Source organism: Bacillus mobilis (assembly GCF_001884045.1).
Lineage (GTDB): Bacteria > Bacillota > Bacilli > Bacillales > Bacillaceae_G > Bacillus_A > Bacillus_A mobilis.
In genome coordinates this window covers 1-23,361 of the sequence record NZ_MACF01000061.1, presented here as the reverse complement: position 1 = coordinate 23,361, position 23,361 = coordinate 1, and the positions used below count along the sequence as shown (strand labels likewise).

Annotated in this window: 37 protein-coding genes; 32 read left to right on the top strand and 5 right to left on the bottom strand. The window is 29.7% G+C overall.

Annotation, left to right across the window (positions count from 1 at the left end):
• Nucleotides 1–11: 11 nt before the first annotated feature.
• The 5 genes from BAQ44_RS09720 to BAQ44_RS09700 all read left to right on the top strand — a co-directional run bounded on the left by BAQ44_RS09720 (nucleotide 12) and on the right by BAQ44_RS09700 (nucleotide 3,169).
• On the top strand, nucleotides 12–929 hold the full coding sequence (locus BAQ44_RS09720) for a type II secretion system F family protein (RefSeq protein ID WP_071721538.1): 918 nt from the start codon (nucleotides 12–14) through the stop codon (nucleotides 927–929).
• A gap of 13 nt (nucleotides 930–942) precedes the next feature.
• The gene (locus BAQ44_RS09715; protein ID WP_001050939.1) at nucleotides 943–1,836 is read left to right on the top strand and encodes a hypothetical protein; all 894 of its coding nucleotides are present in this window, start codon (nucleotides 943–945) and stop codon (nucleotides 1,834–1,836) included.
• A gap of 76 nt (nucleotides 1,837–1,912) precedes the next feature.
• Entirely contained in the window at nucleotides 1,913–2,182 is a 270-nt protein-coding gene (locus BAQ44_RS09710; RefSeq protein WP_000853325.1) for a hypothetical protein, read from the top strand.
• 84 nt (nucleotides 2,183–2,266) lie between these two features.
• Nucleotides 2,267–2,656 carry a DUF4320 family protein gene (locus BAQ44_RS09705; protein WP_001287332.1) on the top strand — a complete coding sequence of 130 codons (390 nt, stop codon included), beginning with the start codon at nucleotides 2,267–2,269 and terminating at the stop codon, nucleotides 2,654–2,656.
• A 120-nt stretch (nucleotides 2,657–2,776) separates the two neighbouring features.
• Complete coding sequence (locus BAQ44_RS09700) at nucleotides 2,777–3,169, top strand: hypothetical protein (protein ID WP_071721534.1); 393 nt, start codon at nucleotides 2,777–2,779, stop codon at nucleotides 3,167–3,169.
• A 290-nt stretch (nucleotides 3,170–3,459) separates the two neighbouring features.
• On the opposite strand, the gene BAQ44_RS09695 is transcribed toward BAQ44_RS09700, so the two are convergent.
• The 4 genes from BAQ44_RS09695 to BAQ44_RS09680 form a co-directional block, all read right to left on the bottom strand.
• Nucleotides 3,460–4,194: a hypothetical protein gene (locus BAQ44_RS09695; protein WP_000035980.1), complete on the bottom strand. Its 735-nt coding sequence runs from the start codon at nucleotides 4,192–4,194 to the stop codon at nucleotides 3,460–3,462.
• 97 nt (nucleotides 4,195–4,291) lie between these two features.
• Nucleotides 4,292–4,801: a hypothetical protein gene (locus BAQ44_RS09690; RefSeq protein ID WP_000118031.1), complete on the bottom strand. Its 510-nt coding sequence runs from the start codon at nucleotides 4,799–4,801 to the stop codon at nucleotides 4,292–4,294.
• A 2-nt stretch (nucleotides 4,802–4,803) separates the two neighbouring features.
• Nucleotides 4,804–5,172 (bottom strand): hypothetical protein, encoded by a 369-nt coding sequence (locus BAQ44_RS09685; protein ID WP_071721533.1) that lies wholly within the window; start codon nucleotides 5,170–5,172, stop codon nucleotides 4,804–4,806.
• A 16-nt stretch (nucleotides 5,173–5,188) separates the two neighbouring features.
• Nucleotides 5,189–5,476, bottom strand: coding sequence for a hypothetical protein (locus BAQ44_RS09680; RefSeq protein ID WP_044798591.1), 288 nt, complete (start codon nucleotides 5,474–5,476; stop codon nucleotides 5,189–5,191).
• Between the two features lie 377 nt (nucleotides 5,477–5,853).
• Between BAQ44_RS09680 and BAQ44_RS30815 the strand changes: the two genes are divergently transcribed.
• From BAQ44_RS30815 to BAQ44_RS09600, 18 genes are all read left to right on the top strand, one after another.
• Nucleotides 5,854–6,018 (top strand): hypothetical protein, encoded by a 165-nt coding sequence (locus BAQ44_RS30815; RefSeq protein ID WP_161491754.1) that lies wholly within the window; start codon nucleotides 5,854–5,856, stop codon nucleotides 6,016–6,018.
• Nucleotides 6,008–6,172 (top strand): hypothetical protein, encoded by a 165-nt coding sequence (locus tag BAQ44_RS31010; RefSeq protein ID WP_169833824.1) that lies wholly within the window; start codon nucleotides 6,008–6,010, stop codon nucleotides 6,170–6,172. Before BAQ44_RS30815 ends, BAQ44_RS31010 begins: the two co-directional genes overlap by 11 nt.
• Nucleotides 6,173–6,197: 25 nt before the next feature.
• Entirely contained in the window at nucleotides 6,198–6,401 is a 204-nt protein-coding gene (locus BAQ44_RS09675) for a hypothetical protein (RefSeq protein ID WP_044797351.1), read from the top strand.
• Nucleotides 6,402–6,457: 56 nt separating this feature from the next.
• Entirely contained in the window at nucleotides 6,458–6,673 is a 216-nt protein-coding gene (locus tag BAQ44_RS09670) for a hypothetical protein (protein ID WP_000759646.1), read from the top strand.
• A 131-nt stretch (nucleotides 6,674–6,804) separates the two neighbouring features.
• Nucleotides 6,805–7,200: a hypothetical protein gene (locus BAQ44_RS09665; RefSeq protein ID WP_000387432.1), complete on the top strand. Its 396-nt coding sequence runs from the start codon at nucleotides 6,805–6,807 to the stop codon at nucleotides 7,198–7,200.
• Between the two features lie 35 nt (nucleotides 7,201–7,235).
• Nucleotides 7,236–7,493 (top strand): hypothetical protein, encoded by a 258-nt coding sequence (locus BAQ44_RS09660; protein WP_071721531.1) that lies wholly within the window; start codon nucleotides 7,236–7,238, stop codon nucleotides 7,491–7,493.
• A 52-nt stretch (nucleotides 7,494–7,545) separates the two neighbouring features.
• The gene (locus tag BAQ44_RS09655) at nucleotides 7,546–7,731 is read left to right on the top strand and encodes an antitoxin VbhA family protein (RefSeq protein ID WP_001293229.1); all 186 of its coding nucleotides are present in this window, start codon (nucleotides 7,546–7,548) and stop codon (nucleotides 7,729–7,731) included.
• Nucleotides 7,721–8,356, top strand: coding sequence for a Fic/DOC family protein (locus BAQ44_RS09650; protein WP_000247595.1), 636 nt, complete (start codon nucleotides 7,721–7,723; stop codon nucleotides 8,354–8,356). Before BAQ44_RS09655 ends, BAQ44_RS09650 begins: the two co-directional genes overlap by 11 nt.
• 6 nt (nucleotides 8,357–8,362) lie before the next feature.
• Nucleotides 8,363–9,064 carry a hypothetical protein gene (locus BAQ44_RS09645; RefSeq protein ID WP_071721530.1) on the top strand — a complete coding sequence of 234 codons (702 nt, stop codon included), beginning with the start codon at nucleotides 8,363–8,365 and terminating at the stop codon, nucleotides 9,062–9,064.
• Nucleotides 9,065–9,090: 26 nt separating this feature from the next.
• The gene (locus tag BAQ44_RS09640) at nucleotides 9,091–9,513 is read left to right on the top strand and encodes a hypothetical protein (RefSeq protein ID WP_242455560.1); all 423 of its coding nucleotides are present in this window, start codon (nucleotides 9,091–9,093) and stop codon (nucleotides 9,511–9,513) included.
• Nucleotides 9,514–9,630: 117 nt separating this feature from the next.
• Nucleotides 9,631–10,191, top strand: coding sequence for a DUF3967 domain-containing protein (locus BAQ44_RS09635; protein WP_071721529.1), 561 nt, complete (start codon nucleotides 9,631–9,633; stop codon nucleotides 10,189–10,191).
• Between the two features lie 41 nt (nucleotides 10,192–10,232).
• A complete protein-coding gene (locus tag BAQ44_RS09630) occupies nucleotides 10,233–10,508 on the top strand; it encodes a hypothetical protein (protein WP_071721528.1) in 276 nt (91 codons plus the stop codon).
• 100 nt (nucleotides 10,509–10,608) lie between these two features.
• Entirely contained in the window at nucleotides 10,609–11,535 is a 927-nt protein-coding gene (locus tag BAQ44_RS09625; protein WP_000432941.1) for a tyrosine-type recombinase/integrase, read from the top strand.
• A gap of 521 nt (nucleotides 11,536–12,056) precedes the next feature.
• Nucleotides 12,057–14,711 (top strand): type IA DNA topoisomerase, encoded by a 2,655-nt coding sequence (locus tag BAQ44_RS09620; RefSeq protein WP_071721527.1) that lies wholly within the window; start codon nucleotides 12,057–12,059, stop codon nucleotides 14,709–14,711.
• A gap of 47 nt (nucleotides 14,712–14,758) precedes the next feature.
• The gene (locus BAQ44_RS09615; RefSeq protein WP_071721526.1) at nucleotides 14,759–15,133 is read left to right on the top strand and encodes a hypothetical protein; all 375 of its coding nucleotides are present in this window, start codon (nucleotides 14,759–14,761) and stop codon (nucleotides 15,131–15,133) included.
• Nucleotides 15,134–15,147: 14 nt separating this feature from the next.
• Nucleotides 15,148–15,849 carry a type IV secretory system conjugative DNA transfer family protein gene (locus BAQ44_RS09610; RefSeq protein ID WP_071721525.1) on the top strand — a complete coding sequence of 234 codons (702 nt, stop codon included), beginning with the start codon at nucleotides 15,148–15,150 and terminating at the stop codon, nucleotides 15,847–15,849.
• Nucleotides 15,850–16,182: 333 nt separating this feature from the next.
• Nucleotides 16,183–17,295 carry a response regulator aspartate phosphatase gene (locus BAQ44_RS09605; RefSeq protein WP_071721524.1) on the top strand — a complete coding sequence of 371 codons (1,113 nt, stop codon included), beginning with the start codon at nucleotides 16,183–16,185 and terminating at the stop codon, nucleotides 17,293–17,295.
• Nucleotides 17,292–17,426 (top strand): hypothetical protein, encoded by a 135-nt coding sequence (locus BAQ44_RS09600; protein ID WP_000751810.1) that lies wholly within the window; start codon nucleotides 17,292–17,294, stop codon nucleotides 17,424–17,426. Before BAQ44_RS09605 ends, BAQ44_RS09600 begins: the two co-directional genes overlap by 4 nt.
• Nucleotides 17,427–18,059: 633 nt before the next feature.
• Here BAQ44_RS09600 and hfq read toward each other — a convergent pair.
• Nucleotides 18,060–18,245: an RNA chaperone Hfq gene (hfq, locus tag BAQ44_RS09595; RefSeq protein ID WP_000651963.1), complete on the bottom strand. Its 186-nt coding sequence runs from the start codon at nucleotides 18,243–18,245 to the stop codon at nucleotides 18,060–18,062.
• A 232-nt stretch (nucleotides 18,246–18,477) separates the two neighbouring features.
• Here hfq and BAQ44_RS09590 point away from each other — a divergent pair, with 232 nt between their 5' ends.
• The 9 genes from BAQ44_RS09590 (at nucleotide 18,478) to BAQ44_RS09550 (ending at nucleotide 22,823) form a co-directional block, all read left to right on the top strand.
• The gene (locus tag BAQ44_RS09590; RefSeq protein ID WP_001004369.1) at nucleotides 18,478–18,810 is read left to right on the top strand and encodes a hypothetical protein; all 333 of its coding nucleotides are present in this window, start codon (nucleotides 18,478–18,480) and stop codon (nucleotides 18,808–18,810) included.
• A gap of 43 nt (nucleotides 18,811–18,853) precedes the next feature.
• Nucleotides 18,854–19,123, top strand: a complete 270-nt coding sequence (locus tag BAQ44_RS09585) for a hypothetical protein (RefSeq protein WP_001020421.1) — start codon at nucleotides 18,854–18,856, stop codon at nucleotides 19,121–19,123.
• A gap of 66 nt (nucleotides 19,124–19,189) precedes the next feature.
• Nucleotides 19,190–19,804, top strand: coding sequence for a hypothetical protein (locus BAQ44_RS09580; protein WP_001071853.1), 615 nt, complete (start codon nucleotides 19,190–19,192; stop codon nucleotides 19,802–19,804).
• Nucleotides 19,805–19,850: 46 nt separating this feature from the next.
• Nucleotides 19,851–20,225: a hypothetical protein gene (locus BAQ44_RS09575; RefSeq protein ID WP_000713589.1), complete on the top strand. Its 375-nt coding sequence runs from the start codon at nucleotides 19,851–19,853 to the stop codon at nucleotides 20,223–20,225.
• 82 nt (nucleotides 20,226–20,307) lie between these two features.
• Nucleotides 20,308–20,679, top strand: coding sequence for a hypothetical protein (locus BAQ44_RS09570; protein ID WP_001233379.1), 372 nt, complete (start codon nucleotides 20,308–20,310; stop codon nucleotides 20,677–20,679).
• Between the two features lie 160 nt (nucleotides 20,680–20,839).
• Entirely contained in the window at nucleotides 20,840–21,163 is a 324-nt protein-coding gene (locus BAQ44_RS09565; protein WP_003282212.1) for a hypothetical protein, read from the top strand.
• Nucleotides 21,164–21,221: 58 nt separating this feature from the next.
• Nucleotides 21,222–21,515, top strand: a complete 294-nt coding sequence (locus BAQ44_RS09560; protein WP_000357793.1) for a hypothetical protein — start codon at nucleotides 21,222–21,224, stop codon at nucleotides 21,513–21,515.
• Between the two features lie 512 nt (nucleotides 21,516–22,027).
• Nucleotides 22,028–22,393: a hypothetical protein gene (locus BAQ44_RS09555; RefSeq protein WP_000912543.1), complete on the top strand. Its 366-nt coding sequence runs from the start codon at nucleotides 22,028–22,030 to the stop codon at nucleotides 22,391–22,393.
• Nucleotides 22,383–22,823, top strand: a complete 441-nt coding sequence (locus BAQ44_RS09550) for a hypothetical protein (RefSeq protein WP_000182644.1) — start codon at nucleotides 22,383–22,385, stop codon at nucleotides 22,821–22,823. Before BAQ44_RS09555 ends, BAQ44_RS09550 begins: the two co-directional genes overlap by 11 nt.
• Nucleotides 22,824–23,361: the final 538 nt, after the last annotated feature.

The following is a 23,361-nucleotide window of genomic DNA, read 5'->3' as shown; positions in this document are numbered from 1 at the left end:
CCTATTTAATTATGATTGCAGCCATCTATTATGTTATCAATGCGAATCTAGATAGCATACAAAATAAAAAGAAAAATGCATTGAAATATGTTTTAAATAATAAATCAAAGGATAGTAAATTTATTGCATATCTCAAGAAAAAAGGAGTATATAAGTGGGTTAGCCCTAATCAAATTATTCATGAGGGTAAAGAATTCAATTGGAATTTAACAATTAAAGATTATAGTATGCTTTTAATTGTAGGTTCATTAATTGGGGTAATAATATTTTATGGATTTTTTATCTCGGTGAATTTTGCTGTTTTTGGTGTGATAGTAGGATTAGTTTTACCGAGAATTATGATGTTTTATAAAAAGAAAAGATTTGAACTATATGTTGAAGAACAGTTGATGTTGTACTTAAATTCACTTGCAAATGCTATGTCAGCATATGAAAACCCTAGCTTTGCGATTAAAAGTATATTGCCTTTAATGCAGTCACCTATTAAAGAAGATGTTGAAAATTGTTTAATCGTACATTTAGAAGGAACTAGTATTAAAGAATCTTTTGAACCGCTGATTAACAAGTATAAATACAAGAATCTTAAGTTATTTCATGACATGTTGGATCTTATCTCTAAAACAGGAAAAGATGAAGATGGCTTGTTAATGAGAATAGCAGATGAATTTCAGCAAAAAAAGATATATAAAGCCAAATTAAAAGCAGGAATGGAGCCAAAACGATCTTCATTTAAAAAAATTGCTCTTATGACAGCATCATTTCCATTCATGTTTTTAGCAGTTACAGCAGATGATTACATTGCTTTTGCAGGGACACCGACAGGGAAAATAATACTTACATTAATGATTCTTGTAAACATTATCTGTGCAGTTAAAGTCGAGCAACATTCATTCTATGATCCAACAGAAGGTATAAATAAAATAAGTTAAAGAAGGGGATAAAGTGAATCTATTAACCACGATTCCACTGTTTCTCTTGCTGTTCTCACTAATATATTTAGTAGTGGATTATGCATTTGAAAGAAGAAATAATAAAAAATTTCAAATACATAAATATATAGGACGGTATAGGAAGAATGAGGAAAATCGAACATTTCTATTCATGCTCTTTGAACCAATTCTAAAGCTTAAAAAAAATTGGATACCTCAAAGAATGGAAGAGGAACTAAATATAAAATTAGATAAAGCAAATCTAAAGATTACACCAATTGAATTTTTGCTAAAAAAATTAGTAATATCAATATTTGTTTTCCTATTTGCGCTTATATATGCATGGATATTTCCACAATATAAGCTAATTATCTTAACAGTAGGCTTAATAATTTCAGCTCTGGTTTTCTTTTATGAAAACGTAAGGTTGAACAGTATCATTAAGTCTAGGGAATTAAGGTTGGAGCTAGAGTTACCAGAGCTCATGATTCCTCTAGGGTTTATGCTTTCTAAATTTTCAGCCTTTGAAGCGACAAAAAGATCAATTGAGTACGCATCTGATAGTATAAAACCTTATGCAGAGGAATTGGTTGCTAAATTAGAACTGGAACCTGGTAGCCATGAGCCTTATATAGAATTTGCAAAAGCACTAAATATTCCATCCGCTTATCAATTTATGGTAGCTCTAGAGCAATCTATGAAGATGGATGAAGAAAAAAGTAAAGAAATCATAAATGCACAAATTGAAGTAATGCAAAAACTACAATCTGAATCTCATGATAAATTAGTTAAAATGAGACCAGGATTAGTTTCTAAATATATTATTTTTGCTTATCTAGGCATGGTTATTTTAATTATGGGAATATCATTTGTTTCTATATTTGATAAATTCGTCAATCTTTTTTAATAGAAGGAATTAATAAATTAATAAATTGCTATATGCAATTATTATAAAAAATACAAACCAAAGGGAGAAATTAATTATGAAAACATTAGCAATCGAAACAAAAAAAGGAACAGGATTTTTAAACAAGGGAAAAGATCTATTAAGAAAAAGTAAATCATGGTTATTGAATGAATCTTCAGATGAAACTACAGATAAAGCAGTATGGATGTATATTGGTGTAGGAGTTGCTCTAGTAGTTTTAACAATCCTATTAGTAGCAATGAAAACAGGAACAGGAAATATCGCTGACTTCTTTGTAAGTGTTACAAAAGGATCTAAAGTAGAACCTTCAGGATGGGGAAAATAATAGAATAATATTAATGTAAGTTATACAAGAGGGGTAGTTTATTATAACTACCCTTTCTTTTTAGAAAAAGGAGGCCGAGATTAAGTGAGTGAGGCAATACAGTATGTTTTATTTTTCATTGCGTTAATGGCAATAATTTTCTTTGGTGCTGAGTTTGCTGGCCATACTGTATATAATACAAAAGCGAATGAGCTAAGTGAGTATGCAGTAAGTTTGGCTGAACGTGAAGGGGAATTTTCACCAACAGTTATAGAGAAAGTAAAAAAGAAACTTGATGATTGGAATATGGATTCTGATAAATGGAAAATGGATTATACAAAAGGTAAAGTAGACTTTAACCAACCTTTAAATTTTAAAATTGAAGGTGAGTATGAATATAAAGTATTCAATTTGATTCAAAGTGGAGTCGGTGTAAAGAAAGTATCAATTTCAAGTACCCGTAGTGGTTTAAGTCAAGTTTATTTCAGACCCTAGTTTTTTAATAGAGATTAGTGGTATAAAAATACATAGTTGTCCCTTTATAAGTGCTTTAAAGAACATGTAAGATACCTTATACTGAAAGGAGAATGAAAAATAGAAAATGAGGAATATGGTATGGATATTAAAGATTATAGTATAAAAAAATATAGAATTAGGCCCGAAGCAATGAAGCTAATTAAATATTTGAATTGGAAAGAGACTTCTCAAAAAGAAGAAGAGGATAAGTTTTTCTTAGATAAAATTGTGAATACATATTTCTCACAGATTTTGGCGGGACAAATTTTAATGCAAAAAGAAAAGATAAGTGGACGTAAAGATAGATCATTATTATTAAAAAATGATACTCATCAATTAATAGATAAAAAGCATTCCAAAGCAAAGTGTACAATGGGTGAGACGATAGAATTTAGCCTATTTATTTATGCTCAGGAAAATTTAACTTCAGAAGAATTAAAGATGAATGATTTAAATGCATGGAATATAACATATAGAAGGGTAAGAAAATAATATTATGTTCAAAAAAATATTAAATAATGTTGGAATGATACTATTGGGATCGGCAATTGCTATATGTTTAATATAAAGAATAAAAGCAGGTATTTTATAGTCAAGCTATAGAATATCTGCTTTTATTTTTGTGAAAATGCCTATTTTCAGAAGATAAATAAAAAATGGGTTTTCAGATTCCTTTATATGCGTGTTTCAAAGGAGTATCCATGGTTTTGGTTTAGAAGGACAGAAAATGTATTTAAACGAAGAATAAGAACAGTATAGATAATTCGATAATTTCACGTACCCTATTTTTCTATTTTTTTAACAATAATTATTTTTCCGGATGTATGGTTAATCTTTGGGATGAGGATACCTTTATCTAAAAAATCCTTCTTACTTTTTAATTGAGCTTGCACTAAATCCTCTATGGGATTTTTTTTAAATGTAAAACGCTTTTTAGATCGCTTATAATATTTCCAATAAAACGTAGTACTTTTTAACCGTTTATTTTTTTTAGCTAACGTTTTTAAAGAAAATCTTTTAATTTTTCCAGAAGAGCTATTAGCAACAATAAATTTATTTTTTTTATTATCATAGCCATATAAGGGAATCCAATGTGAAATCATAGATCCTTTTTTTAAGAATCTGTATAATTTAATCGGATTCCACCAGGAAATAGGGGTAGCAATGCTGAATAAGACAAAACAATTTTGTTTTTGTATGTCCTCAATAACACTGATATCATCTAAATAATTAACATCTTTAATTTTAATATCATAATCGATATTTTTATAGATGAAAGTATTTTTGATTTTATTAAGAAAGGAGATATACGATTCAAAATCAAAAAATTCACCTACAAAAGTAGTTCCTGTTTTACTATTTGAGTCATCTTTAACAATATTAGCCTCTAAGAATGAATACACCATTTTATCAGCTTGTTTCTTTGAAACATCTTTCTTCTGATTAATATGGTACATTCCATTTATAAAAGCATAAATTCCACAAGTGGGACCTGTTTGTTTAATACATTGAGCCATTAAGAACTCCCCCTTTTTTCAAAACGTTGATTTAAAAACAAAAGGCAGCCGTAATTCACAGCTACCTTTTCAATTATTTGATAAAACACCAGGTGAATTATGAAGCTAAACGACCCTCAATTTCATCATATTTAACTTTTGCAGTTTGTAGAACTTTGTCTAATTTAGCTAAAATTTCATTTTCTTCATCAAGGGAGAGTGCTGATTCTTGACGGCTAAAACCATTTAATTCTACTTCAATAAGTAGTAATTTTTCTGTAATATCATTATGTATAGTGGAAGTATCATTGCATATATCCCTAATCTGTTTCGCTAGCTCACTATACTTACTTTGATAGTTAGTACCACGAGCTTGTATATCACGAAATTTTTCACTCCCAATAGTCCTTATTTCAGAAATACTAGTGGTGACCACTTGAAGTATTTTTTCTAGCTCAGATCTTTTTTTATGATCATTTAACTTATCTAGAAGAGCACTTGCTGTATTAGCTGCTGTTGAGGCTCTTTTACTGCTAAATGTACCCCATGCAGCAGAACCAATAGCAATGGCACTACTAACTATACTAACTGCATTATTGGTATTACTTACAATATCCCATACAGACATTACTAAATCTCTCTCTTAATATATTTGTATTTTTCCATGCCTCTATAAAGCTCGTTAAACACTTCTTCCCAACGCTTGTTTTCCCAAAAAGCATAAGTAATAGATTCAGCAAAATGATAACCGTGATCAGGCACAATAGCATTTATTTGCATTTCAAACTCATGATGAGACACTTGTTTACCTTCACCAATTCTTTTTCTGTATTCGTCCATAAGATCCATTATTTGTGTGAATTGTATTTGAGTGAGATCGTAGTCAAATACTAATCGTTCTACACTCCCATTGGTAAATAATAAATTTTGCTTAAATGTTAAATGTGCAACTTGTTGTTTTAGCTGTTCAATTTCATCTAATAGTGCTTTGTTTTCCATATATAGTTCCTCCAAATTATTTTGTATTTACTATGGTTTTTTTTACCCAATCATTATCTTTAATTTCTTCATCAATTAAACTTACAATTTCTTGTAGGGCATCATCTAATGTTTTAAAACAAGAGGGATTACAAACAGCTGTACTAACTTCTTTATTAGTTTCAATAATTTTAGCTTGAGCAGCATACTCGTTTTCATCAAAACATAATATTTCTATTGTGGCCATTGTTCTTCCAGCGACTACAATATTAAAATGTTTTTTCTCAAACAATTGAATTGGTAGTGTAGATTTAATATGTTTCATAAAATCATCCTTTCTAGAAAATGTTTATATTATTTATTATAAAGCTTAATATTTACATATACCATTTTTAATTATTTATTGAAATTAGGTTGAAAAACTCTAATATTGCTTGTTAAAAACCAATGGATAAAAACGATAAATAATATTTATTATTTATCGTTTTTATCTGGAATTCTATTGAAAAACGATAAATAACAATGTATAATAGAATTATAAAAACGATAAATAACAAATTAGTTTTAGAAAGAAGTTAAAGGTATAATTAGTTAATGTAGTTTGTAAAGAATTAATACATGACTAAATTCTTTCAATTTATATATTAATTTAAATTAATTTAATATATAAATTAAATAATTGATTCAAAAGGAGAGAAACAAATGCAGATAATTTTTGAAATGATTAGAGAGGGTCAAAATCCAAATAGTGAATTGAGCAAGCTTGTTGTCGAACCTTATATTGCGGCAAAAGGTGTTAAACGAGAAGAAATTAACCTAAGCGATTTAGCAAAATGGATGGAGGATAAAGTGAAAAATGAAAGATAATAAGGAAATAACATATAACAAAGAAAAAATCATTACATTTATTGATGATATTTCTTTATTACAAGATAAGCTAAAAGATGAACAAAAGGAATTTAAAGCTCTTTGTTCTTTGACCAGGGAGTTTAGAAATCTAAAAAAATGTAATAAGATTTGAATTTTATAGAAAAGAGGAATAAGAGATGTTGAAAAAAGGTGACCAAGTAGTAATGCATACATGTGATGAAGCGAAGCATTACAAAGGAAAAGTTTGGACATGTAAAACTGATGAATATATCAAAAATGAAGGAGAAGGTATTTTAGAGCAAAGATTAGTTTTTTTAGAAGGATTTAGTGGATGTTTTTTAACTGAATATTTGCGACGTGTAGAAGTATTTGAAAACTAAATAAAAGCGTTATTGTATTACAATTTGAATTTTGTAGAAAAGTAGGGATGAGAACAATGAAAAAATATGCAGTTGGGGTTTGCCCTTACGATGAGGATAATGTTGTAAAAATAGTGGAAGCCGAAAATGAATTATCAGCAATGGTAAAGGCAGTTGGTAATAACGAATCTTGGGGCATTGTTGAAGAGGAAATACCTTTTGATACTGTCGATGAAGGTATTTCATTTTATTTACAAGGTGATTTATCTGTGTCTAAACCTGTTGAAATTTAAAATAAACCTTTTTATTTGTATAAACCATTGAGGAACATATTAAATATTGCAAAGAACAATTACAAAAAAGTGGAGTTCGATTAGTACAAAATTGAATTTTATGCATTTTTTCCACAATAGGAGGCTATAAAATGGAGGCAATACAAGAATTAATATTAAAGTACGATTGGAATTTACTATGTTGGGAAGATAGATATAGTAGAGGTATATGGGCTATTGTTGCACCTGATCCAAACCATACATATGAAATAAGAGAGATTACAGATGGTGAAGGTATATTAAGTACGGCATTGAGTTTTTATTTCTGTAATGAAGGTTCATGGCTCCCTGTTTCTAATGGAAGTAATCTAAAGGATGTTTTAACGAAGCTTGATGACAAAATTAAACCGATGATCGGTAACGATATATGGAGAAGTAGTGTATATGACACACTTCAACATTTTATTGAGGAAGAATATAGTAATTTCGGTTTGGAAATTGCTCTTAAAAATAAAGTGAAGATTTTATTAAAACCAGAGGAATTATAACGGGTTATGGGAAAGCTGGATATTTGGAGAGAGGAATGATAATTTTGAAAAAACCAGTAAATTCTGATGAAACTACCTCTTGTTTTTGTTGTGACAAGTCTATTTTAATAAACTCAGCAAAACTTATGGATGGACTTTATTGCTGTAACAACTATTTTGAAAAGCGTAAAGACATAATATTTAGACGTAGAACATCTAAAATGAATTTATTTCTTGTAGAAGAGCAATTAAAAAAGTTAGAAGCTAAGAGTAAAACAAAACTAATTTCTCCGGATAAAGATGTTGAATACTAGTTTTTATCAAATTTGAATTATAAAGAAATTTAAATCAGAAAGGAATAATAATATGAGTGAATTATATAACAAACGTATTAAGCAAGCTTATGAAAATGCAAAAGGATCTATGGAGATTGAAGGCTTTAGATTTACGGAGTCTGATGAAAAACTAATTACAGCTTATCTAAAAAAAGAAATCACAAAAGAAACATTTATTAAAATTGCGAGGGAGCGTGCTAGAAAACATGGTAAATAAATCTCTTTACACATATGATGGAACAGATGTTTTAAAGAATAAATTTGGTATTAAGGATCAAGCGGAATTAGAAGAATTAGAAAAATTGATAACTACGGCCAAAATCGCAGAATTAGAAATTAAGCCAATCCCTGGTAATTTTGATCTGGATCATCTTAAAAAGATACATAAACATATTTTTGAAGATATTTATGAATTTGCTGGCCAAATACGACAAGAAAATATAGCAAAAGATTTCTTTTCTTTTGGCGATGCTAGATTCATTGAATCAGGGGCAAAAGAACTATTTGGTCAACTGAAACAAGAAAATTACTTGAAGGTTATGAGTCCAGAAAAGTTTTCCGAAAGAGCAGCTCATTATCTAGCAGAAATAAATGTACTACATCCTTTCCGAGAAGGAAATGGTAGGAGTCAACGTGAATTCACTAGAACATTGGCCAAAAATGCTGATTATAAAATTGAATGGAATAGGGTTTCAAAAAGAGAAATGATGGATGCGATGATTAAATCTCATGTAAATACAAAAGAACTCGAAAATCTTATTAAGTCAGTGGTAACACCAATACAAAAGAACCCTGAAAAAACAATGATTAGAAACCAAAATAAAAGTTTGGAAAGGGGATAAATCTATATGCAATCAGACTTTTTTAGTCTAAATAAAATCTTAATTTGGATTGGCATAGGAATGTTGATATGTTTCTTCCTAAAAAAAATAAGTAATTATATTAGCAATTGTTTCTATCTAAAGAGATTATATAAAGGCAGCGATATATCGAAAAGTAAGTGTGAAAAATTTTATGTGGGTGAAATTACGAAAGAAGATTTAGGGGAATGGGAGAAAACGCTTAAAGACTTAGATGTCTTAATTCCTTTATCTAATCGTAATGGATCTATACCAGCTATTATAAATTATGATTTAGGCATAATGTATTCTACATCTAAAGAGATGTTTTCAGAGTATCTCACATTATATCATCCAGAGCATGAAAAAATAAGATTTCAATCTGAACAACTAACAGAGCATAGAGAAAGAATTCTTCAAAAATATCTATATGAATTAATTTATGAATCCTTGAATTGTTTGGATAGTGAATTAGATAATGTTCATAATATAAAAGAGCAAATTACCAGCATAATAGATATTCAAAATAGTAGTAAGCTTTATATTGTATCAAAGAGTTGTGAAGCGACTTCGAGTGAAGAATTAATTAATATACTAAGAAAAGTCAGCCAGTATGTATCTTGTACCAAATTTGAAATATGGCACAAAAGATTAAGTTTTTGTATGAAAATTGCTGAAGATAATCAACGTTTATTAAGAGAGGGAAAATAAATATGTATATGACGGTAGAAATTAACATGCATTTAAATAGAAAATTATCACATAAGGACACGACTGCTATAGCAAAGAAGCTTGGCGACTTTGGAACGATGGATGATTATGTGAATTTTGAAGGGGATTCACTTATATTTAAAATGACTAAAGAGAAAAATAGAAAGTATATAACTAAACTGCTTTCTTTTTTAGAACAATTTTTAGAGGATACGGATGTAAATAAAATAGGAATGATAAGTATAGAAGCAGAAGAGAATAACAATCTTCTCATTTATGCCTTTAAAAAGCACATTTTTATTACTATTGAAGGAATTAAAGAGGGGAAAAGAAGCTATAAAATTTTTGATGTGAAGGGCAATGAATATAAGTATAATATGGAAGGAACAGAACAGGTTCCTATTGAAAATCATGTGGCTGCAACATATTTTTTACATTATTGTAAATAAGGATTTTAAAAGTAGAGAGGATTAAAATAAACTTCTTCACTTTTTCTTACTAAAAGGAAAAACATGTTCCTTAGAGAACATGTATAATAAGAACAGTAAGAGAAGGGAGAAGAACACATGAGCGAACAGGGATATTGGAGTAAAGAGATCTCTGAGCTATTACAAATTGGGGATAGTACACTGAGAAAGTGGTGTATTGCTCTAGAAAATCAAAAATATATATTTATTCGTGGCCGAAATAATAGTAGGGCTTTTGTTGATAAAGACATTATTGTTTTGAAAAGAATGAAAGAGCTTGTACAAGAAAAAAGTATAAATTTAGAAGTAGCAGCACAAATATTAGTAGCAGGTATGAATCCTGAAGAAAGAACAATGGGCGTTCCTGAAGAGGAACGCCCTGGAAACTATCTACAGACCATAAATATAGAAGTTCAAAAGCTAGAACAGATATTAGAACAACAAAAACAGCAAGAAGATTTTAATAAAGCACTTTTAAAAAAACTTGAAGAACAGCATAAATACTTTGAAGAACGGATGAACGAACGGGAAAAAAGGGCAGAAGAACGAGATAATTTACTCTTACAAAATATAAGAGAAATGCAAGAAACAAAAAAATTAATAGCAGCTAGTGAGCAAAAAAGGAAAGGCTTTTTTAGCAGGTTCTTTAGAAATACTTAACAAAAGGTAAGGTATAAATAAATTTAAAAGGAGAATTAAAAATGAAAATTCCGTTTAACACTCATACTATTTATGTTACTTTGGATGATGGTAAAATCTATGAATTAAAGAGTGATTATACAAAAATTGAAGTCACAAAAATTCTAAAATCTAGTAAAGAAAACCCTGTAACGGTGCTTAATAAAAGCCAATTTGACTTTGCGAAAGGTTATTTATTAAATAAAGAAAATCCTTTCAAGATTGATAAAGAAGATGCAAAAATATATCATCAGATTGGCTTTATAAGTGTTGAAGAATTAAACGAATTCATTATTTGACTACATATAAAAGAATATTCATGTAGTTATTAGCAGATTATAAATAGAGAATAAATGAAGGTGATACCTTTAGGGAAAGGTAATGTTAGGTGATTGTTTTATGGAAAATTATATAGTTTGGTTGAAAGAACAGGGAAAAAGAGAGAATACAATTAAGCAATATGAAACTACATTAAAAGAGTTTATTCAGTGGTATGAAGATACAAATGGGGTTGTATTCCAGGGAGAGTCGATTACACCTATGGATCTTCAAGAGTGGAAACAATTTCTAATGGAAGTTGCAAAAACAAATAGTGGAAAACAATTATCAGTTTCTACAGTTTCTACAAAAATTGGTCGAGTAAAACCATACTTTAAATTTTTATATGAAACGAATAGAACGCAGACAAATCTAGGTGCAATGGTAAAACAACCTAAAATTCAAAATAAAAATGATGCTAAATGGCTTGATCGTATTTCTAAAAATAGGCTTATGAGGTACCTAGAGGATGTTGAATTAATTAAGAAAAATCCTTGGAAAAACTATAGGAATTTGGCAATAGTTAATATAATGTTACAGGCTGGATTAAGAGTCAGTGAGGTTTCTAAATTAAAACTAGACGATATTGAAGATGGTTTTATTTCTGTACGGGATGGAAAAGGTGGAAAAGCGAGAAAGATTCCTATGAATTCAGATGTAGTCAATAGCATTAATAAATGGAAAGAACATAGACAAATACATCAAGCTTTTAAAGAAAATCAAACAGAATATCTTTTTGTCTCTCAAAAAAATGGTCCGCTATCAGTTGTAGGAATAGAAAATATCTTTAAGACAATTCGTAAGCATACGGGATTGGAGGAACTAACACCGCATGTACTTAGACATACTTTTGGCCATGATCTAGTACAAAAAGGTATTCCAATTTCATATGTAGCTGAATTGATGGGACATACGGATATAAATACAACCAAAATTTATGTTACAGCTGGCCAGCAAGAAAAACAAGAAGCTGTAGAAAAGTTAGCCTCTGGAAAGTATACAAAATAGTTTTTCTCCTTAAAAGGTTGTAGTACTTGGGAGTATTTAAGTACTACAATCTTTTAATTATTACGGAGGAAGAAATGAAGGTGGAAAAATGACCGGTAATTTTCTTGTAGACAGTTTTATACTTATTGCATCGGTAGGATATTTGAGTTGTATTTTATACAAGCTAATTATAAATATAAGTGAAGATGAACATGAATAATCCATTAACATCCAATTTATATAGATAAAAATACCTAATTAATTAATTTTTATATGGTATAATATACTCAATAGAGTTCTTTAAAGAACTCTATTTTGCAAATAGCTTAGAATATCTAAATCTATATTTATTTTTTTGAAAAGGAGTAATTTAATTGAGAGATATTTTACAAGTGAGAGAAATTTATAATGTATGACGGTGCTTTTTTTAGAGGATGTTTCAATGCTTTAAAACTAGTTGCTCCATTTTGGTTGATTATTGGTTTATTAGTTTATATGAACATCTAGTAATGGATTATAAGTAATTTTTAGGAGGTAAATTGATGGGAAAAACATTATTTATTGCAGAAAAATATAAAGTAGCACAGAAACTATTAAAATCTCCACGTTTCAAAAATTTAAAAAAGGTAAATGGCACAATGCCTTACTATGGTTATTTTGAAGATGAGGACTATATTGTAAGTTGGTGTCAGGGCCATTTATTAAGATTAAAATATCCAGAAGAAATTGATAGTAAGTATAAAGAATTTGATTTTGAACATTTGCCAATTCTTCTAGAACCACATCTTAAAGTTATAGAAGAAACTGAAGAACAATTGAATATCTTAGTAGAACTATTAAATAGAGAAGATGTTGATTTAGTGGTTAACTCATGTGATAAGGACAAGGAAGGAGAATTAATCTATCGTGAAGTTTATAGCTATGCAGGCGTAGATAAAAATGAAAAAAGGATATTCACAGCATCATATGAGCCAGCAGAACTAGAAGCAGCACTAAATAACTTGTTACCAGGAGAAGAGTTTGATGCGTTAGCATCGGCAGCAAATGCAAGGCAGTATTTAGATTATGCCCTTGGAATCAATATAACCAGGGGATGTACAACTAAACTAGCTAATAATCAATTTTTATTAAGTTCTGGACGAGTACAAATGTGCTTGCTTAATGAAATACGCCAACGTGAAATAGCTAGACAAAATTATAAGGAACAAACTTCTTATAATTTAAAAGTCTTAACAGCTCCAGGATGCACAGCTGTAATGAAAACTGAAAAACAAATTTTAGACTCAGCTCCATTAATACAATTAGCAACTAGAATTAAAGATACACAGTTAGTTGTAAAAGAATTTAGTGAAAAGGAAAGAAAAAAACAATCTAAGTCACTATATAATTTAACGGATATTTACAAGGATGCTTTAGCAAAACTAAAGATCAGTCCTGAAGTCGCTAATAAACATATTCAACATCTATATGAGGAAGGATTTATTTCTTATCCTAGATCATCATCAAGACATTTACCAAAGGAACAAGTTAATAAAGTAAAAGAAATAATCACTGTTCTAGAAGAGTCTAACTATAAAGAATTTGCAAACATGATTGATATTTCAACGATTTCTGAGAAACATTCATCATTTAATGATGAATTAGTTAATAGTCATTATGCTGTTATTCCTACGACTAAAAAATATGATGGTGCAAATAAAAATGAACTAGAGCAAAAACTATACGAACTTATTGTAAAACGATTTATTAGCAATTTTATGCCGCCTGCTATATATCTTGTGCGTGAAGCATCCTTTGTTGATCAAGAAGGCAATGAATATGTATCAAAAGAAAGACTTTTACAGGAAAAAGGGTTTTTAAGTGTATTCCAAGAGGATGAAGAAGACGACGACGTAAAAGAATTTAAAATCCCAATGCTAAGTGAAAATGATCGTTTATTAATTGTTAATCATGAATTAATAACATCTAAATCTAAAAAACCAGCATTACATACGGAAAGTACAATGTTAACTTTTATGGAGTCAGCTGGAAAGAAATTAGAGGATCAAAACTTAAAAGAATTAATGAAAGGAAAACGTATTGGGACTGTAGCAACAGAAGCTAAATTCATCCCAACCTTAGAAAATAGAGGATATATTGCTATTGAAAATGGAAAAATTAGTACGACTGAGATTGGAAGAGCATTTGTAGACACTTTCCCAGTAGAACAGGTAAAAAACCCTGAGTATACAGCGGAATTAGAAGGTATGATTACATCTATTGAAAATAAAGAAATGGACTATAACGAATTCGTCTTGCAAACAAATTCGTTTGTAGAAAAGGTAGTTGAACAGTTAGGGAATATAGATAGTAATGTGGCAATTAGAATGGTAAATACTCATAATAAACAAATAGAAATATGCACTTGTACATGTAAAATGGGAAAAATCATTAACAAAGGAAAATTCTATGGATGTAGTACTTATCCAAATTGTGAAATGTCTATTCCTAAAAAGATAAAGGGAAAGACTATTCCAGAAGAACAAATAAAAAAACTTTTTAAAGATAAAAAAACAGATTTAATTAAAGGGTTTGAATCAGAGAAGGGGAAATTTGATGCATATCTAGCCTTTCATGAAGGAAGGGTGCGATTAGCACTTCCTACAATAGATGAATTATCATTAGGCAGATGTCCAAAATGTCAGAAGGGTAAAATTCTTTCAAAAGAAAAATTTTATGGATGCAGTGATTATAAAAATGGTTGTGATTATTCTTTTCCTATTAAATTAAAGGGAAAACTCATTCCTAAAGCACAAATAAAAAAATTGTTTAGTGGGCAAAAAACAGATTTTATCAATGGATTTCAATCTGAAAAGGGAGAATATACGGCTGCACTACAATTAAAAGATGGTAAGCCAACATTTATATTCCCTACAATTGATGATCGTACATTAGGTAAATGCCCACTTTGTAGAAGCAGGGTACTTGTAGGAACAACAAATTATAAATGTGAACACTATAATAAAACATGCGATTTTAAGATTAACGGAACATATCTAGGTAAAAATATTACAAATAACCATATGAAAAAATTATTAGAAAAGAACTTAACAGATATGATAAAAGGTCTCAAATCTAATAAAACAGGTAAAGAATTTGATGCCCGGTTATCATATAGCGTAAATCAAAAGCGGTTAACATGTATTTTTGAAAAATAGGATACCAGTTTATATTTTCATATTGCTAGATAAAGGGAGTTTGAAAAATGTTGAGATCTAGTTATTGTACTTCGATAGGATATCATATTGGTAACCTAGAAGTTGAAATAGTCATAGATACAAATTATCAAACAAAAGAAGAAGCTGAAAAATTGGAAAATAACACTTCTCTTCACCAGGCAAAGTTAGATAAAGAAAAACTAGTAATAAATGATTCAATTATTATAAACAAAGATGATATTGATAGATACCAGTTTAGGTTATGTAAAGTATGGAATCCCATTATTTCTGCTACAGATTTTGTAGCAGTTTCATGGGATGAAGCAATACAATATTTATCTAAAGAATCTGGATTCAATATGTTCAATTTGGAATCTTACTACTTTGAAGTCCATAAGGGGAAGCATATAGTAACTAAGTAATAGGAGGCAAAGGAATGAATAATAATACTTTCATAGTCAGTCCTAGTAAATTTGGTGTAAGAAGAGAATACCTTATCCCAAGTTTACTATTGGAACAAAAAAAGAGCTTAATTGTATTTGATAATAATGCAAATAACTCATATGAGTATACAAATAAACAAAAACAGGAACAAGGGTATCTAGTCTTTAAATACGATTTATTTGATAAAGAACTATATATAAAATTGCAGCAACTACTAACAGATAAAAATACTCAAAAATATATATTCTATATTCAGCAGGGAGCTTTTACATTAAACCAGGAATTTAGAACTAAAAATGGAAACGAAAAAATGGGAGAATTATTTCGGATGATTCTAGAAGAAAGTACAAACTCTGGAATACACATTTTTATAAAAGATTTTCTTAGACATGATCCTGAGAATAAAGAGTTATTAAAAATCCTCAATACTGGACGGAACAAAAAAATTAGTGTAACTATTATGGAATATTCTTATAAAGAATGTATTGAAGTGGTTAAGAATTGTTTTTCAAAAATATTTGTATTCGGTATTATGGATATAGGTGATGCAGAGTACTTTAGTAAAGCATCTAATAACCTCGTTACACCCTTAGAAATGATGTATATGCCTGATAATAAAGCGTTAGTTTTATTATCAAATAAACCTCCAAAGATTGTTGAAAAAGCTATGGCTTATAAAATGGAAAGAGTATAGGCTTTTTTATTATCAATATACAAGTAAAAAAGAGATAGCAAATGCTATCTTTTTTTATGTGAGTTTAATGCAATCACTTTAAATGGAGAAACACAAGTCACTCGTGCAGATCCAGGTAAGACTTATATTGGCCAAGATAAAAAAACGTCATATGAATCAATAATTACGTGGTCTATTGTTGCCGGGCCATAGATTGAAAAATGAGTAATAATGCTCTTAATTCAATTTATAAAAACTGAAAATTCTGCATAATATTTAGAAATATTTATAGTAAACTTACTTAATTTTGTTTTTGTTACTATGTAGTAAAGGGATGAGATGAGGAGGGATTTTATGTATACAGCAACCAGTAATGAGAAGGTTATGGAATTGTTAAATACTTGGTATATAGAAATGAGAGCTAGACGTATAGGCAATGCCCAACGTCTAAAAGAGAAAATAGATATTAAAATTCAAAAATTAAAAAATGAAAAAGAAGAAGCGTTACAAGATCAAAATTTATTGTTGTATTATTCTTTATTGGATTTCCGATACAACTACTTAATAGACAATTTAGGTATATCAAAAGATAGCTTTGAAAAAATTAATTCTTTTGAAGCTCCAGGAGATAACTTTCTAGCATATTATTATAACTTCTTTAAAGGCATCCACTCAAACGAATTAGGAAATTATATTGAAGCAAAAGAACACTATGAAAAAGCTGAAACTTTTTTAGAATATGTTCCAGACGAATTAGAGAAAGCAGAATTTTATTATAAATTAGCAACATATCATTATGATATCCAGCAAGCTCTTTTATCTATTAAATATGCAACTAAAGCTAAAGATATGTATATTCACTATTCAGGATACGAAATAAATGTTGCCTTTTGTGACAATATTTTAGGTCTATCTTGTACATATCTTAAAGAGTGGGAACTTGCTGAAGAACATTATACCGCTGCTATGAGTCAATTTCAAAAGATTGGTGAAGAAAAGTTTATTATAATGATCCGACACAACTTAGGCTGGATGTATGCGACTCAAAACCTATCAGTCTTAGCTATTCGTTACCTATCTGAAGTTGTCGAAAAGTCCCCTAAACATTATAAAGCAATATATGTTAAGGCAAAGGAGCACTTTAAATTAAATCAAACAGAGTTAGCAAGTGTATTAATAGAAAAAGGCCTAGAAATTTGTAATGATTTACACCAGGAAGAATATAAAAATCGTAATTTAATTTTAAGAGAAATGAACAATAATTCACCTGCTGAACAATTCGAACAGGTAGCATTGGAAGGGATTAAATATTTTGAAAGAGAAGAACTATATTATAATGTCCAGGAATATTATGAAGCGCTAGCAACCAAATTTTATGAAGAAGACGGACATTCTAAAGCGAGTAAGTATTTTCATTTGGGTTTACAGGCTAGAAAGAAAGCATTCGATAAGGAGGCATTAAAATGAAGAAAACATTAATTAGTTTAATGGGAATCATTACGATTTTAACTTTTACAATAGGTCTATCTAATTCAGGAGAGGTTCAAAAGTTTATTCAGACTAAGGTTGCTGCATCCGAAGGCGACTATGGAGGATAATAATTAGGGCTCATGGCACGGGATGTACGGCAGCTGCCTACATTCCGTAAGCCACCGCTCCACCTTTACTCAACTCGATAACTACAGATTGTAAAAAAGATTAGCTGGCAGCTGCAGCTAATCTTTTTTACAATCTGTACGTTCCTGAGTTTCGCTTAACAAGGTGGACGGAGCGTAAAACCCGAAAAACAAAACCTAAACCCCTTAAAGGAAGCCAGGCTAGTGCCTGACAAAAAAAGTACCTGGTATAGCAAGCCCATTCCCACCTGACTTTGAACGTGTGGGACCCCCGAACCCTTCACGCTCAAAATCTAGGTGGGGAGCTCGTCTGTCAAGGGCAAGACAAGAAGCGGAATAGCCCAACTCTTACTGCTTTTGAGTTTCGTATGACCTACTCGTCATGCTTCCTCGTATCCCAACTCAACTAACAAAAGACTAGTAATCGTATAGCCTCTCCCACTTCCCTTGACAGACGAGCTCTGGGCTTGCTGTTAAGCTTCGCACCCCGTCGGGAAAAATAATTCCCAACGGGAAGGATAATACCAGGTATTTTTTTAAAAGAAAAAACAAATACCCCATTGGGCTATTTGCCCAATAACAAACAAACGTTAGCCCATTGGATCGCTAATATGATTAAACAATAGTAGATACAGCTTGTTTATAGATAAGTTGTTGTTTTCCATTAACGATCATAAGGATAGTAAATTTGTCTACACCTACAATTCGTCCTGTCATACGCACACCACTAATTAAAAACAGTGTAATTTCTTTTTTTGCTAATTTTAATTGCTCATATAATTCATTTTGAATATCTTTCATTTCAGTATTATATCCCCCATTCTAGTAATATTTATAATATAAATAAAATTCTATCGTTTAATTCTTACTATGGCCACTAAGAATTAAAACATGAAATATTAAACTGAATCATTTTTGTGTTATTATTTATCGTTTTTATATAAAAACGATAAATAATACTGTATTTTTGAGGGATAATATGCTATAATTATATATGTAAGGGAAAGAGAAAAATTGAAAGGATTGAATAACTATGAATGAATTATCAATTGTTAAAGAAACAAATCTTATTATTTTAGAATCACCAAAAAGATATGTGAAAGCATTTGAGGAAGAAGCTACAACTAAAGTGGATTCAAATAATATGGATCTTACAAAAAACCAGTATAAATGTTTTTTAAATGCTGTTACAAGTTTAACATTTTTATTAGGTGAAGCACTGACACAAGAACAAAAGGATAAAATTATTAAAACAAGGCAGGGCATAATTAATATAGCAGGGGAATTAGGTTATAACCGCCATGAGATAGTTAGATCATCATTATTTTATAGTGAAAATAAAGCACTTTTTAAAAGTGTATTATAGTTTGCCTCTAACATATACCAAACCGATATAATGGAGGGCGGAAATGAATATATTCGTTGTTGCAATTTCATACAATCTTAGTGTTAGTCAAAAAGGAAGGAAAGTATATGCGGAAGTATTTACTACATTTAAAGAAGCTTTTGATTATGCTAAAGATGAAATCTTTGACTTACAAGATGAAGGGATCGAAGTTGATTATAGAGAGGTTATAAATGATGAGTTAAAAGAAAGAGAACATAATTTATCATTTTTAGTACAAGAACTAAATGGAACAGATTTTATACAAGTTACGATTAGACCTAAAAAGATATAGATAAATATAGAGATAAAAAATAACAAACAAAATAACAAATCATTAAGAAAAAAAGAGGCCATATATATGAACCAAATAAACGTAGCATTTAAACGTAGAGCTGTTACAGCAACAGTAGAAATTCGCCATAATGATTTTTATGTAGAATTCGAACATTTAGCGGGATATCTGTATATTTGTAAATTTGAAAGAGAAATAGTATATGTAAAAAATAAACAAAATGGTGAAGTAGTTAATTCATATTCAAGGTCGAATGAAGTGAAAATATATAAGGGATACATTAAGTATTCGGCTGATAATCCATTTGGAGCGATTCCCACTATTGAAGAAATGTTGAAGAAATGTGACCTGGGTACAATAAGAATAGCAAGAAATTATGTAGAGGCTTATTATGTGGGCCATAATGAACAGTTAGAACATTTGTATCCAATTATAAAAAACGATTTATCTGTATATAAGGGTGTTTTTGTTGATGGATTAACAGTTAGAGAAGTGATAGAACAAACAGATTTTGATATGTTAAAGGATTTTAAGATGTTTAAAGTAGAACGTGTTTGGGATGCAATAGAACCTCATTTAATGAAAATTGAAGAGATGTTCTTTACAGAAATATACACATTTTTCAAAGGGAATTTTTTCAAAGTGAATTATAGAGATATTTGTACGAAGTTCTTTTCATAATAGAATCCCTCCTTTTTTAAGAAGGGGGATAAAAGGAGAAAATAAGATGAAAAAGTTTATATATATTACAAGTATTTTAATAGGCGGTTTATTAGGTAGCTATATATCACTAACTTATGCAAAGGATGCAACTTTATTTGAAAAAGCAGGAATGTATTTCCTTATTTTCCCTACAATCATAAATAGTTGTGCAAAATTATGCTATAAAGCAATTACTGGAATAGGAGAAAAAAATGAAACATTATTTTTTCCTACGGTACATTGTGCCATTTGTTGGACAACACTATTGTTCTATATCAATATAAAATTGAATTTCCATTTTGTTTTAACATTAGTTCTAATAGTAAATATAATCGTTTGGGTAATTCTAACAATTACAGCATGGAAGCGTAAGCAAGAAAAGTTAATTGCAATAAAATAAAAGAAAATCAAAAATCTTTGACTTTAAGATATACCAAATAGATATAATAAGAAGTTGTAATTTAAAAAATGGAGGACTTTTTATGAGAAAAGTAAAAGTTATAGTTAATACACTAGAGGGAGAAGCTGGGAGAATTGCTTTTAAAGATGTTGGGTGCGCCAATGCCTTTATTATGGTAATGAACAGAGAAGCTTTAAAAACCAATCAATTAAATTGGAAAATTGAAGTTGAATTGGTTTTACAAGAAGAAGATTCTCGAAAAATTCTTAAATTATTTTATAAAGTTAATGAAAATAATGATGATTCGCCGATTCAGGATGAACTAATAAGAAGTTATATCCAAACCAAGAATGAAATGCAAGAAGAAAAGGATTTACAAAAAATTAAGGAACTAGAAGAACTAATTAAAAAGTATAAGTCTATTATAAGAGAGCTAATCCCTAATATTTTATAAATAATAATTTGAATATCATTATATAAATCTAAAAAGCTCTTATAATATACAAATTTTAAAATAGTAACATATTAGAAACCTGTTAGAATGGCCAACTGGAGAACAAATTATATCTTTGAGATCCAGTTGGTTGCAACAGGAAATAAAAATACTAAATACTATGAAAGGTGTAATGAATATGGGGGATTTTTTAATTGGTTTGTTTAGTGTTATAGTTGTATTAATCTTATTATTCTTATTTTACATAGGAATAAGTTACACAAAGATAGTGGGAATTGTATTTGGAGCTTTTCCACTTGCATTGATTTTCTTATTTTTATTATATAAATTTTTAGAAACTACAGGTCAGCTTGTTAATGAAATATATAATAATGCAGGTGTTAAAGGAATTATAATAGGAGTCTTTGGTTTTTGTTTTATACTAGGCATAGTTGGATTGATAGTTAATGCTAATGAAAAACAAATACGTAAAGAAGAATTTTGATTATAAATTTATTTATATGGATTAAAGGTTATATAAATATAAAAAAGGGTGTGTTTTGATGGATAAGATACATGAAGTAGAAATGTTGGAAAAGAAGAGGAAATCAAGCCTTAGACAAACGACCCTTACTATAGCATTAGTACTTATATTGGGAATAGTTATAGAATATTTTTCTTTTTTTGCTGATTTATTTGGGCTTATGGGAATAGAAGGTTTTTTAAAATTCCTTTTACAAATTATATTTTTGGGGTTAGGAATGATTAGTGTTTGTAACTTTCTTATACTTCTTACAATAATTCATCAACTTGATAAAAAAAGGGACGATATTAAATCAAGTAAAACTTTATTATAAATAATAATTTATTAACTGTATAAAAAAGGATCACCCACCTGGGATGATCCTTTTTTATACGCCAGGAAAGAAGCGGCTCAATAGGAGCCGCTTCTTTTTATTTGAAAGGTTGGCATCGAGCCAACCTATGGAAATGCTCTGCTATCGCACAGCATCTTTATTTAGAAGGTTAAGCGTCAAGCTTAACCAAACTAGAAACCGCCCTGTTCTCCCTTAGCATAACAAAATACCACTCCATGCAAGGGGCAAAAAATTCCTTTTCCACTTTTCTTCTTCCGTGTTTCGTTTGTCCTTTCGCTGCGCTCCGAGTTTTGATATTTCATTTTATCAAAACTCTCCACTTGCAAAAGCTCAACTCAACATCGGAAGCGTTCCAAAGAAATTTTTATGCTAATCCCTTGCATTCCGTTCTCCCATTTTGTTCAGCACGGTTCGAACAGGGCGGTAAAGAAAAAAACTAAAAGATTAAAAGACTAAAAAACAATATCGAAAACTATTGGAGGTTTTACAAAATGTTAAAAATAATTGAAAAGTCATTCGACTTATATCTATTAAATGAAAAGGAAGGCGAGAATATAGTAGAATGCGTCTTACATTCTTATGAGCTATTCGGTGAGGTCGAAAAGAATGATGAGTATGTCGGTCATGTACTAATCACAATAGGGAAGCGCAAACCGTTTGATTTTGCCATTTGGAAGGGTGATTATGAACCAGGGGAAAATTGGACTAATCATTATGTGTGCTTACCTACGATGCTAGAGGAAAATGAAGATGATGAGCTAGAAATTATACCACTTGGTGATTTATTAGAAGGTATGGAAGAGGAAAATGATTTCAAAGATTCAGCAACTAAGGGGGAAGACCAGCATGACAAATAAGCAATCTGAGTTATTAAATAAATTGGCTAGTGTTCTATTAGAAGTCAGCGAAGAGTGTGAGAAAAATGAAGATTTTCATAAAGAAGTCATACACTTAAATTTTTTTAGTCGCTGTATTGATGAAATAGCTTTAGACATTAAAAATCAATCTTATTACAAAAAAACGATAGTGGCCAATTGGACATTAAGGGATATGGAAAAAGTTCTTTGTGAGAAGGCTATAAAATATATTTGTGAGAATAATGTATTTAAAATTCATGATGTTAAATACTTAAGATATAAAGAGGGTAAATTTAAATTTATTGGGTATGAACAAGAGACTAAGGAAAAAGTCAGTTGTATTTTATATGCATATGATTTTTCTGTAACGTTAAGATTTGAAAAAACTAGAGATTTAGAATTTTATATAGGAAATCTAATACATTCATAATTTATTCGAAGAACTTGCTATATTTCAGCGAGTTCTTTTGTACGCCAGGTAAGAAATAAATCTATACGATTTATTTCTTTTTATTGGAAAGATTGGCATCGAGCCAATCTAAAAATGAAAAACACGGATGCACCGTGTTTTTATCAAAGTAGCAAGCTAAAGCTTGCTAAATAAAAAAACAATTGATCTGCTTTATCTTGGTTTAGAACTATGTTCTAAACCAAGATAAAGCAGATAGTCAAAGAAAATTTGTTGAGTAACTAAGTGGATTAAAAATAAGGGCCCAAACGTGAGTTTAGAGGTTAATTATATCTTTTCTGTACTTATTGTTTAAATAAATTCACAAATGTGATAGAGGGAGAGATAGGAGCCTTAAATTGCGTTTTTAAACTAATTGTTAGAGTGGAACAAAAATTAAATTGAAAATAAAAGTATTTAATTAGTGATTAGGGCTCATGGCACGGGATGTACGGCGGCTGCCTACATTCCGTAAGCCACCGCTCCACCTTTACTCAACTCGATAACTACAGATTGTAGA

Bases quoted from the DNA above. Each gene is read 5' to 3' on its own strand.
- BAQ44_RS09550 (WP_000182644.1), top strand. From the start codon at position 22,383: ATGACAAATAAGCAATCTGAGTTATTAAATAAATTGGCTAGTGTTCTA.
- BAQ44_RS09680 (WP_044798591.1), bottom strand. From the start codon at position 5,476: ATGAAACATATTAAATCTACACTACCAATTCAATTGTTTGAGAAAAAA.
- BAQ44_RS09665 (WP_000387432.1), top strand. From the start codon at position 6,805: ATGGAGGCAATACAAGAATTAATATTAAAGTACGATTGGAATTTACTA.
- BAQ44_RS09625 (WP_000432941.1), top strand. From the start codon at position 10,609: ATGGAAAATTATATAGTTTGGTTGAAAGAACAGGGAAAAAGAGAGAAT.
- BAQ44_RS09630 (WP_071721528.1), top strand. From the start codon at position 10,233: ATGAAAATTCCGTTTAACACTCATACTATTTATGTTACTTTGGATGAT.
- BAQ44_RS09575 (WP_000713589.1), top strand. From the start codon at position 19,851: ATGAAAAAGTTTATATATATTACAAGTATTTTAATAGGCGGTTTATTA.
- BAQ44_RS31010 (WP_169833824.1), top strand. From the start codon at position 6,008: ATGAAAGATAATAAGGAAATAACATATAACAAAGAAAAAATCATTACA.
- BAQ44_RS09585 (WP_001020421.1), top strand. From the start codon at position 18,854: ATGAATATATTCGTTGTTGCAATTTCATACAATCTTAGTGTTAGTCAA.
- BAQ44_RS09695 (WP_000035980.1), bottom strand. From the start codon at position 4,194: ATGGCTCAATGTATTAAACAAACAGGTCCCACTTGTGGAATTTATGCT.
- BAQ44_RS09620 (WP_071721527.1), top strand. From the start codon at position 12,057: ATGGGAAAAACATTATTTATTGCAGAAAAATATAAAGTAGCACAGAAA.
- BAQ44_RS09640 (WP_242455560.1), top strand. From the start codon at position 9,091: ATGCATTTAAATAGAAAATTATCACATAAGGACACGACTGCTATAGCA.
- BAQ44_RS09690 (WP_000118031.1), bottom strand. From the start codon at position 4,801: ATGTCTGTATGGGATATTGTAAGTAATACCAATAATGCAGTTAGTATA.
- BAQ44_RS09610 (WP_071721525.1), top strand. From the start codon at position 15,148: ATGAATAATAATACTTTCATAGTCAGTCCTAGTAAATTTGGTGTAAGA.
- BAQ44_RS09660 (WP_071721531.1), top strand. From the start codon at position 7,236: ATGATAATTTTGAAAAAACCAGTAAATTCTGATGAAACTACCTCTTGT.
- BAQ44_RS09565 (WP_003282212.1), top strand. From the start codon at position 20,840: ATGAAAGGTGTAATGAATATGGGGGATTTTTTAATTGGTTTGTTTAGT.
- BAQ44_RS09675 (WP_044797351.1), top strand. From the start codon at position 6,198: ATGTTGAAAAAAGGTGACCAAGTAGTAATGCATACATGTGATGAAGCG.
- BAQ44_RS09710 (WP_000853325.1), top strand. From the start codon at position 1,913: ATGAAAACATTAGCAATCGAAACAAAAAAAGGAACAGGATTTTTAAAC.
- BAQ44_RS09685 (WP_071721533.1), bottom strand. From the start codon at position 5,172: ATGGAAAACAAAGCACTATTAGATGAAATTGAACAGCTAAAACAACAA.
- BAQ44_RS09580 (WP_001071853.1), top strand. From the start codon at position 19,190: ATGAACCAAATAAACGTAGCATTTAAACGTAGAGCTGTTACAGCAACA.
- BAQ44_RS09670 (WP_000759646.1), top strand. From the start codon at position 6,458: ATGAAAAAATATGCAGTTGGGGTTTGCCCTTACGATGAGGATAATGTT.
- BAQ44_RS09700 (WP_071721534.1), top strand. From the start codon at position 2,777: ATGGATATTAAAGATTATAGTATAAAAAAATATAGAATTAGGCCCGAA.
- BAQ44_RS09650 (WP_000247595.1), top strand. From the start codon at position 7,721: ATGGTAAATAAATCTCTTTACACATATGATGGAACAGATGTTTTAAAG.
- BAQ44_RS09645 (WP_071721530.1), top strand. From the start codon at position 8,363: ATGCAATCAGACTTTTTTAGTCTAAATAAAATCTTAATTTGGATTGGC.
- BAQ44_RS09560 (WP_000357793.1), top strand. From the start codon at position 21,222: ATGGATAAGATACATGAAGTAGAAATGTTGGAAAAGAAGAGGAAATCA.
- BAQ44_RS09720 (WP_071721538.1), top strand. From the start codon at position 12: ATGATTGCAGCCATCTATTATGTTATCAATGCGAATCTAGATAGCATA.
- BAQ44_RS09605 (WP_071721524.1), top strand. From the start codon at position 16,183: ATGTATACAGCAACCAGTAATGAGAAGGTTATGGAATTGTTAAATACT.
- BAQ44_RS09615 (WP_071721526.1), top strand. From the start codon at position 14,759: ATGTTGAGATCTAGTTATTGTACTTCGATAGGATATCATATTGGTAAC.
- BAQ44_RS09590 (WP_001004369.1), top strand. From the start codon at position 18,478: ATGAATGAATTATCAATTGTTAAAGAAACAAATCTTATTATTTTAGAA.
- BAQ44_RS09655 (WP_001293229.1), top strand. From the start codon at position 7,546: ATGAGTGAATTATATAACAAACGTATTAAGCAAGCTTATGAAAATGCA.
- BAQ44_RS09555 (WP_000912543.1), top strand. From the start codon at position 22,028: ATGTTAAAAATAATTGAAAAGTCATTCGACTTATATCTATTAAATGAA.
- hfq (WP_000651963.1), bottom strand. From the start codon at position 18,245: ATGAAAGATATTCAAAATGAATTATATGAGCAATTAAAATTAGCAAAA.
- BAQ44_RS30815 (WP_161491754.1), top strand. From the start codon at position 5,854: ATGCAGATAATTTTTGAAATGATTAGAGAGGGTCAAAATCCAAATAGT.
- BAQ44_RS09600 (WP_000751810.1), top strand. From the start codon at position 17,292: ATGAAGAAAACATTAATTAGTTTAATGGGAATCATTACGATTTTAACT.
- BAQ44_RS09570 (WP_001233379.1), top strand. From the start codon at position 20,308: ATGAGAAAAGTAAAAGTTATAGTTAATACACTAGAGGGAGAAGCTGGG.
- BAQ44_RS09635 (WP_071721529.1), top strand. From the start codon at position 9,631: ATGAGCGAACAGGGATATTGGAGTAAAGAGATCTCTGAGCTATTACAA.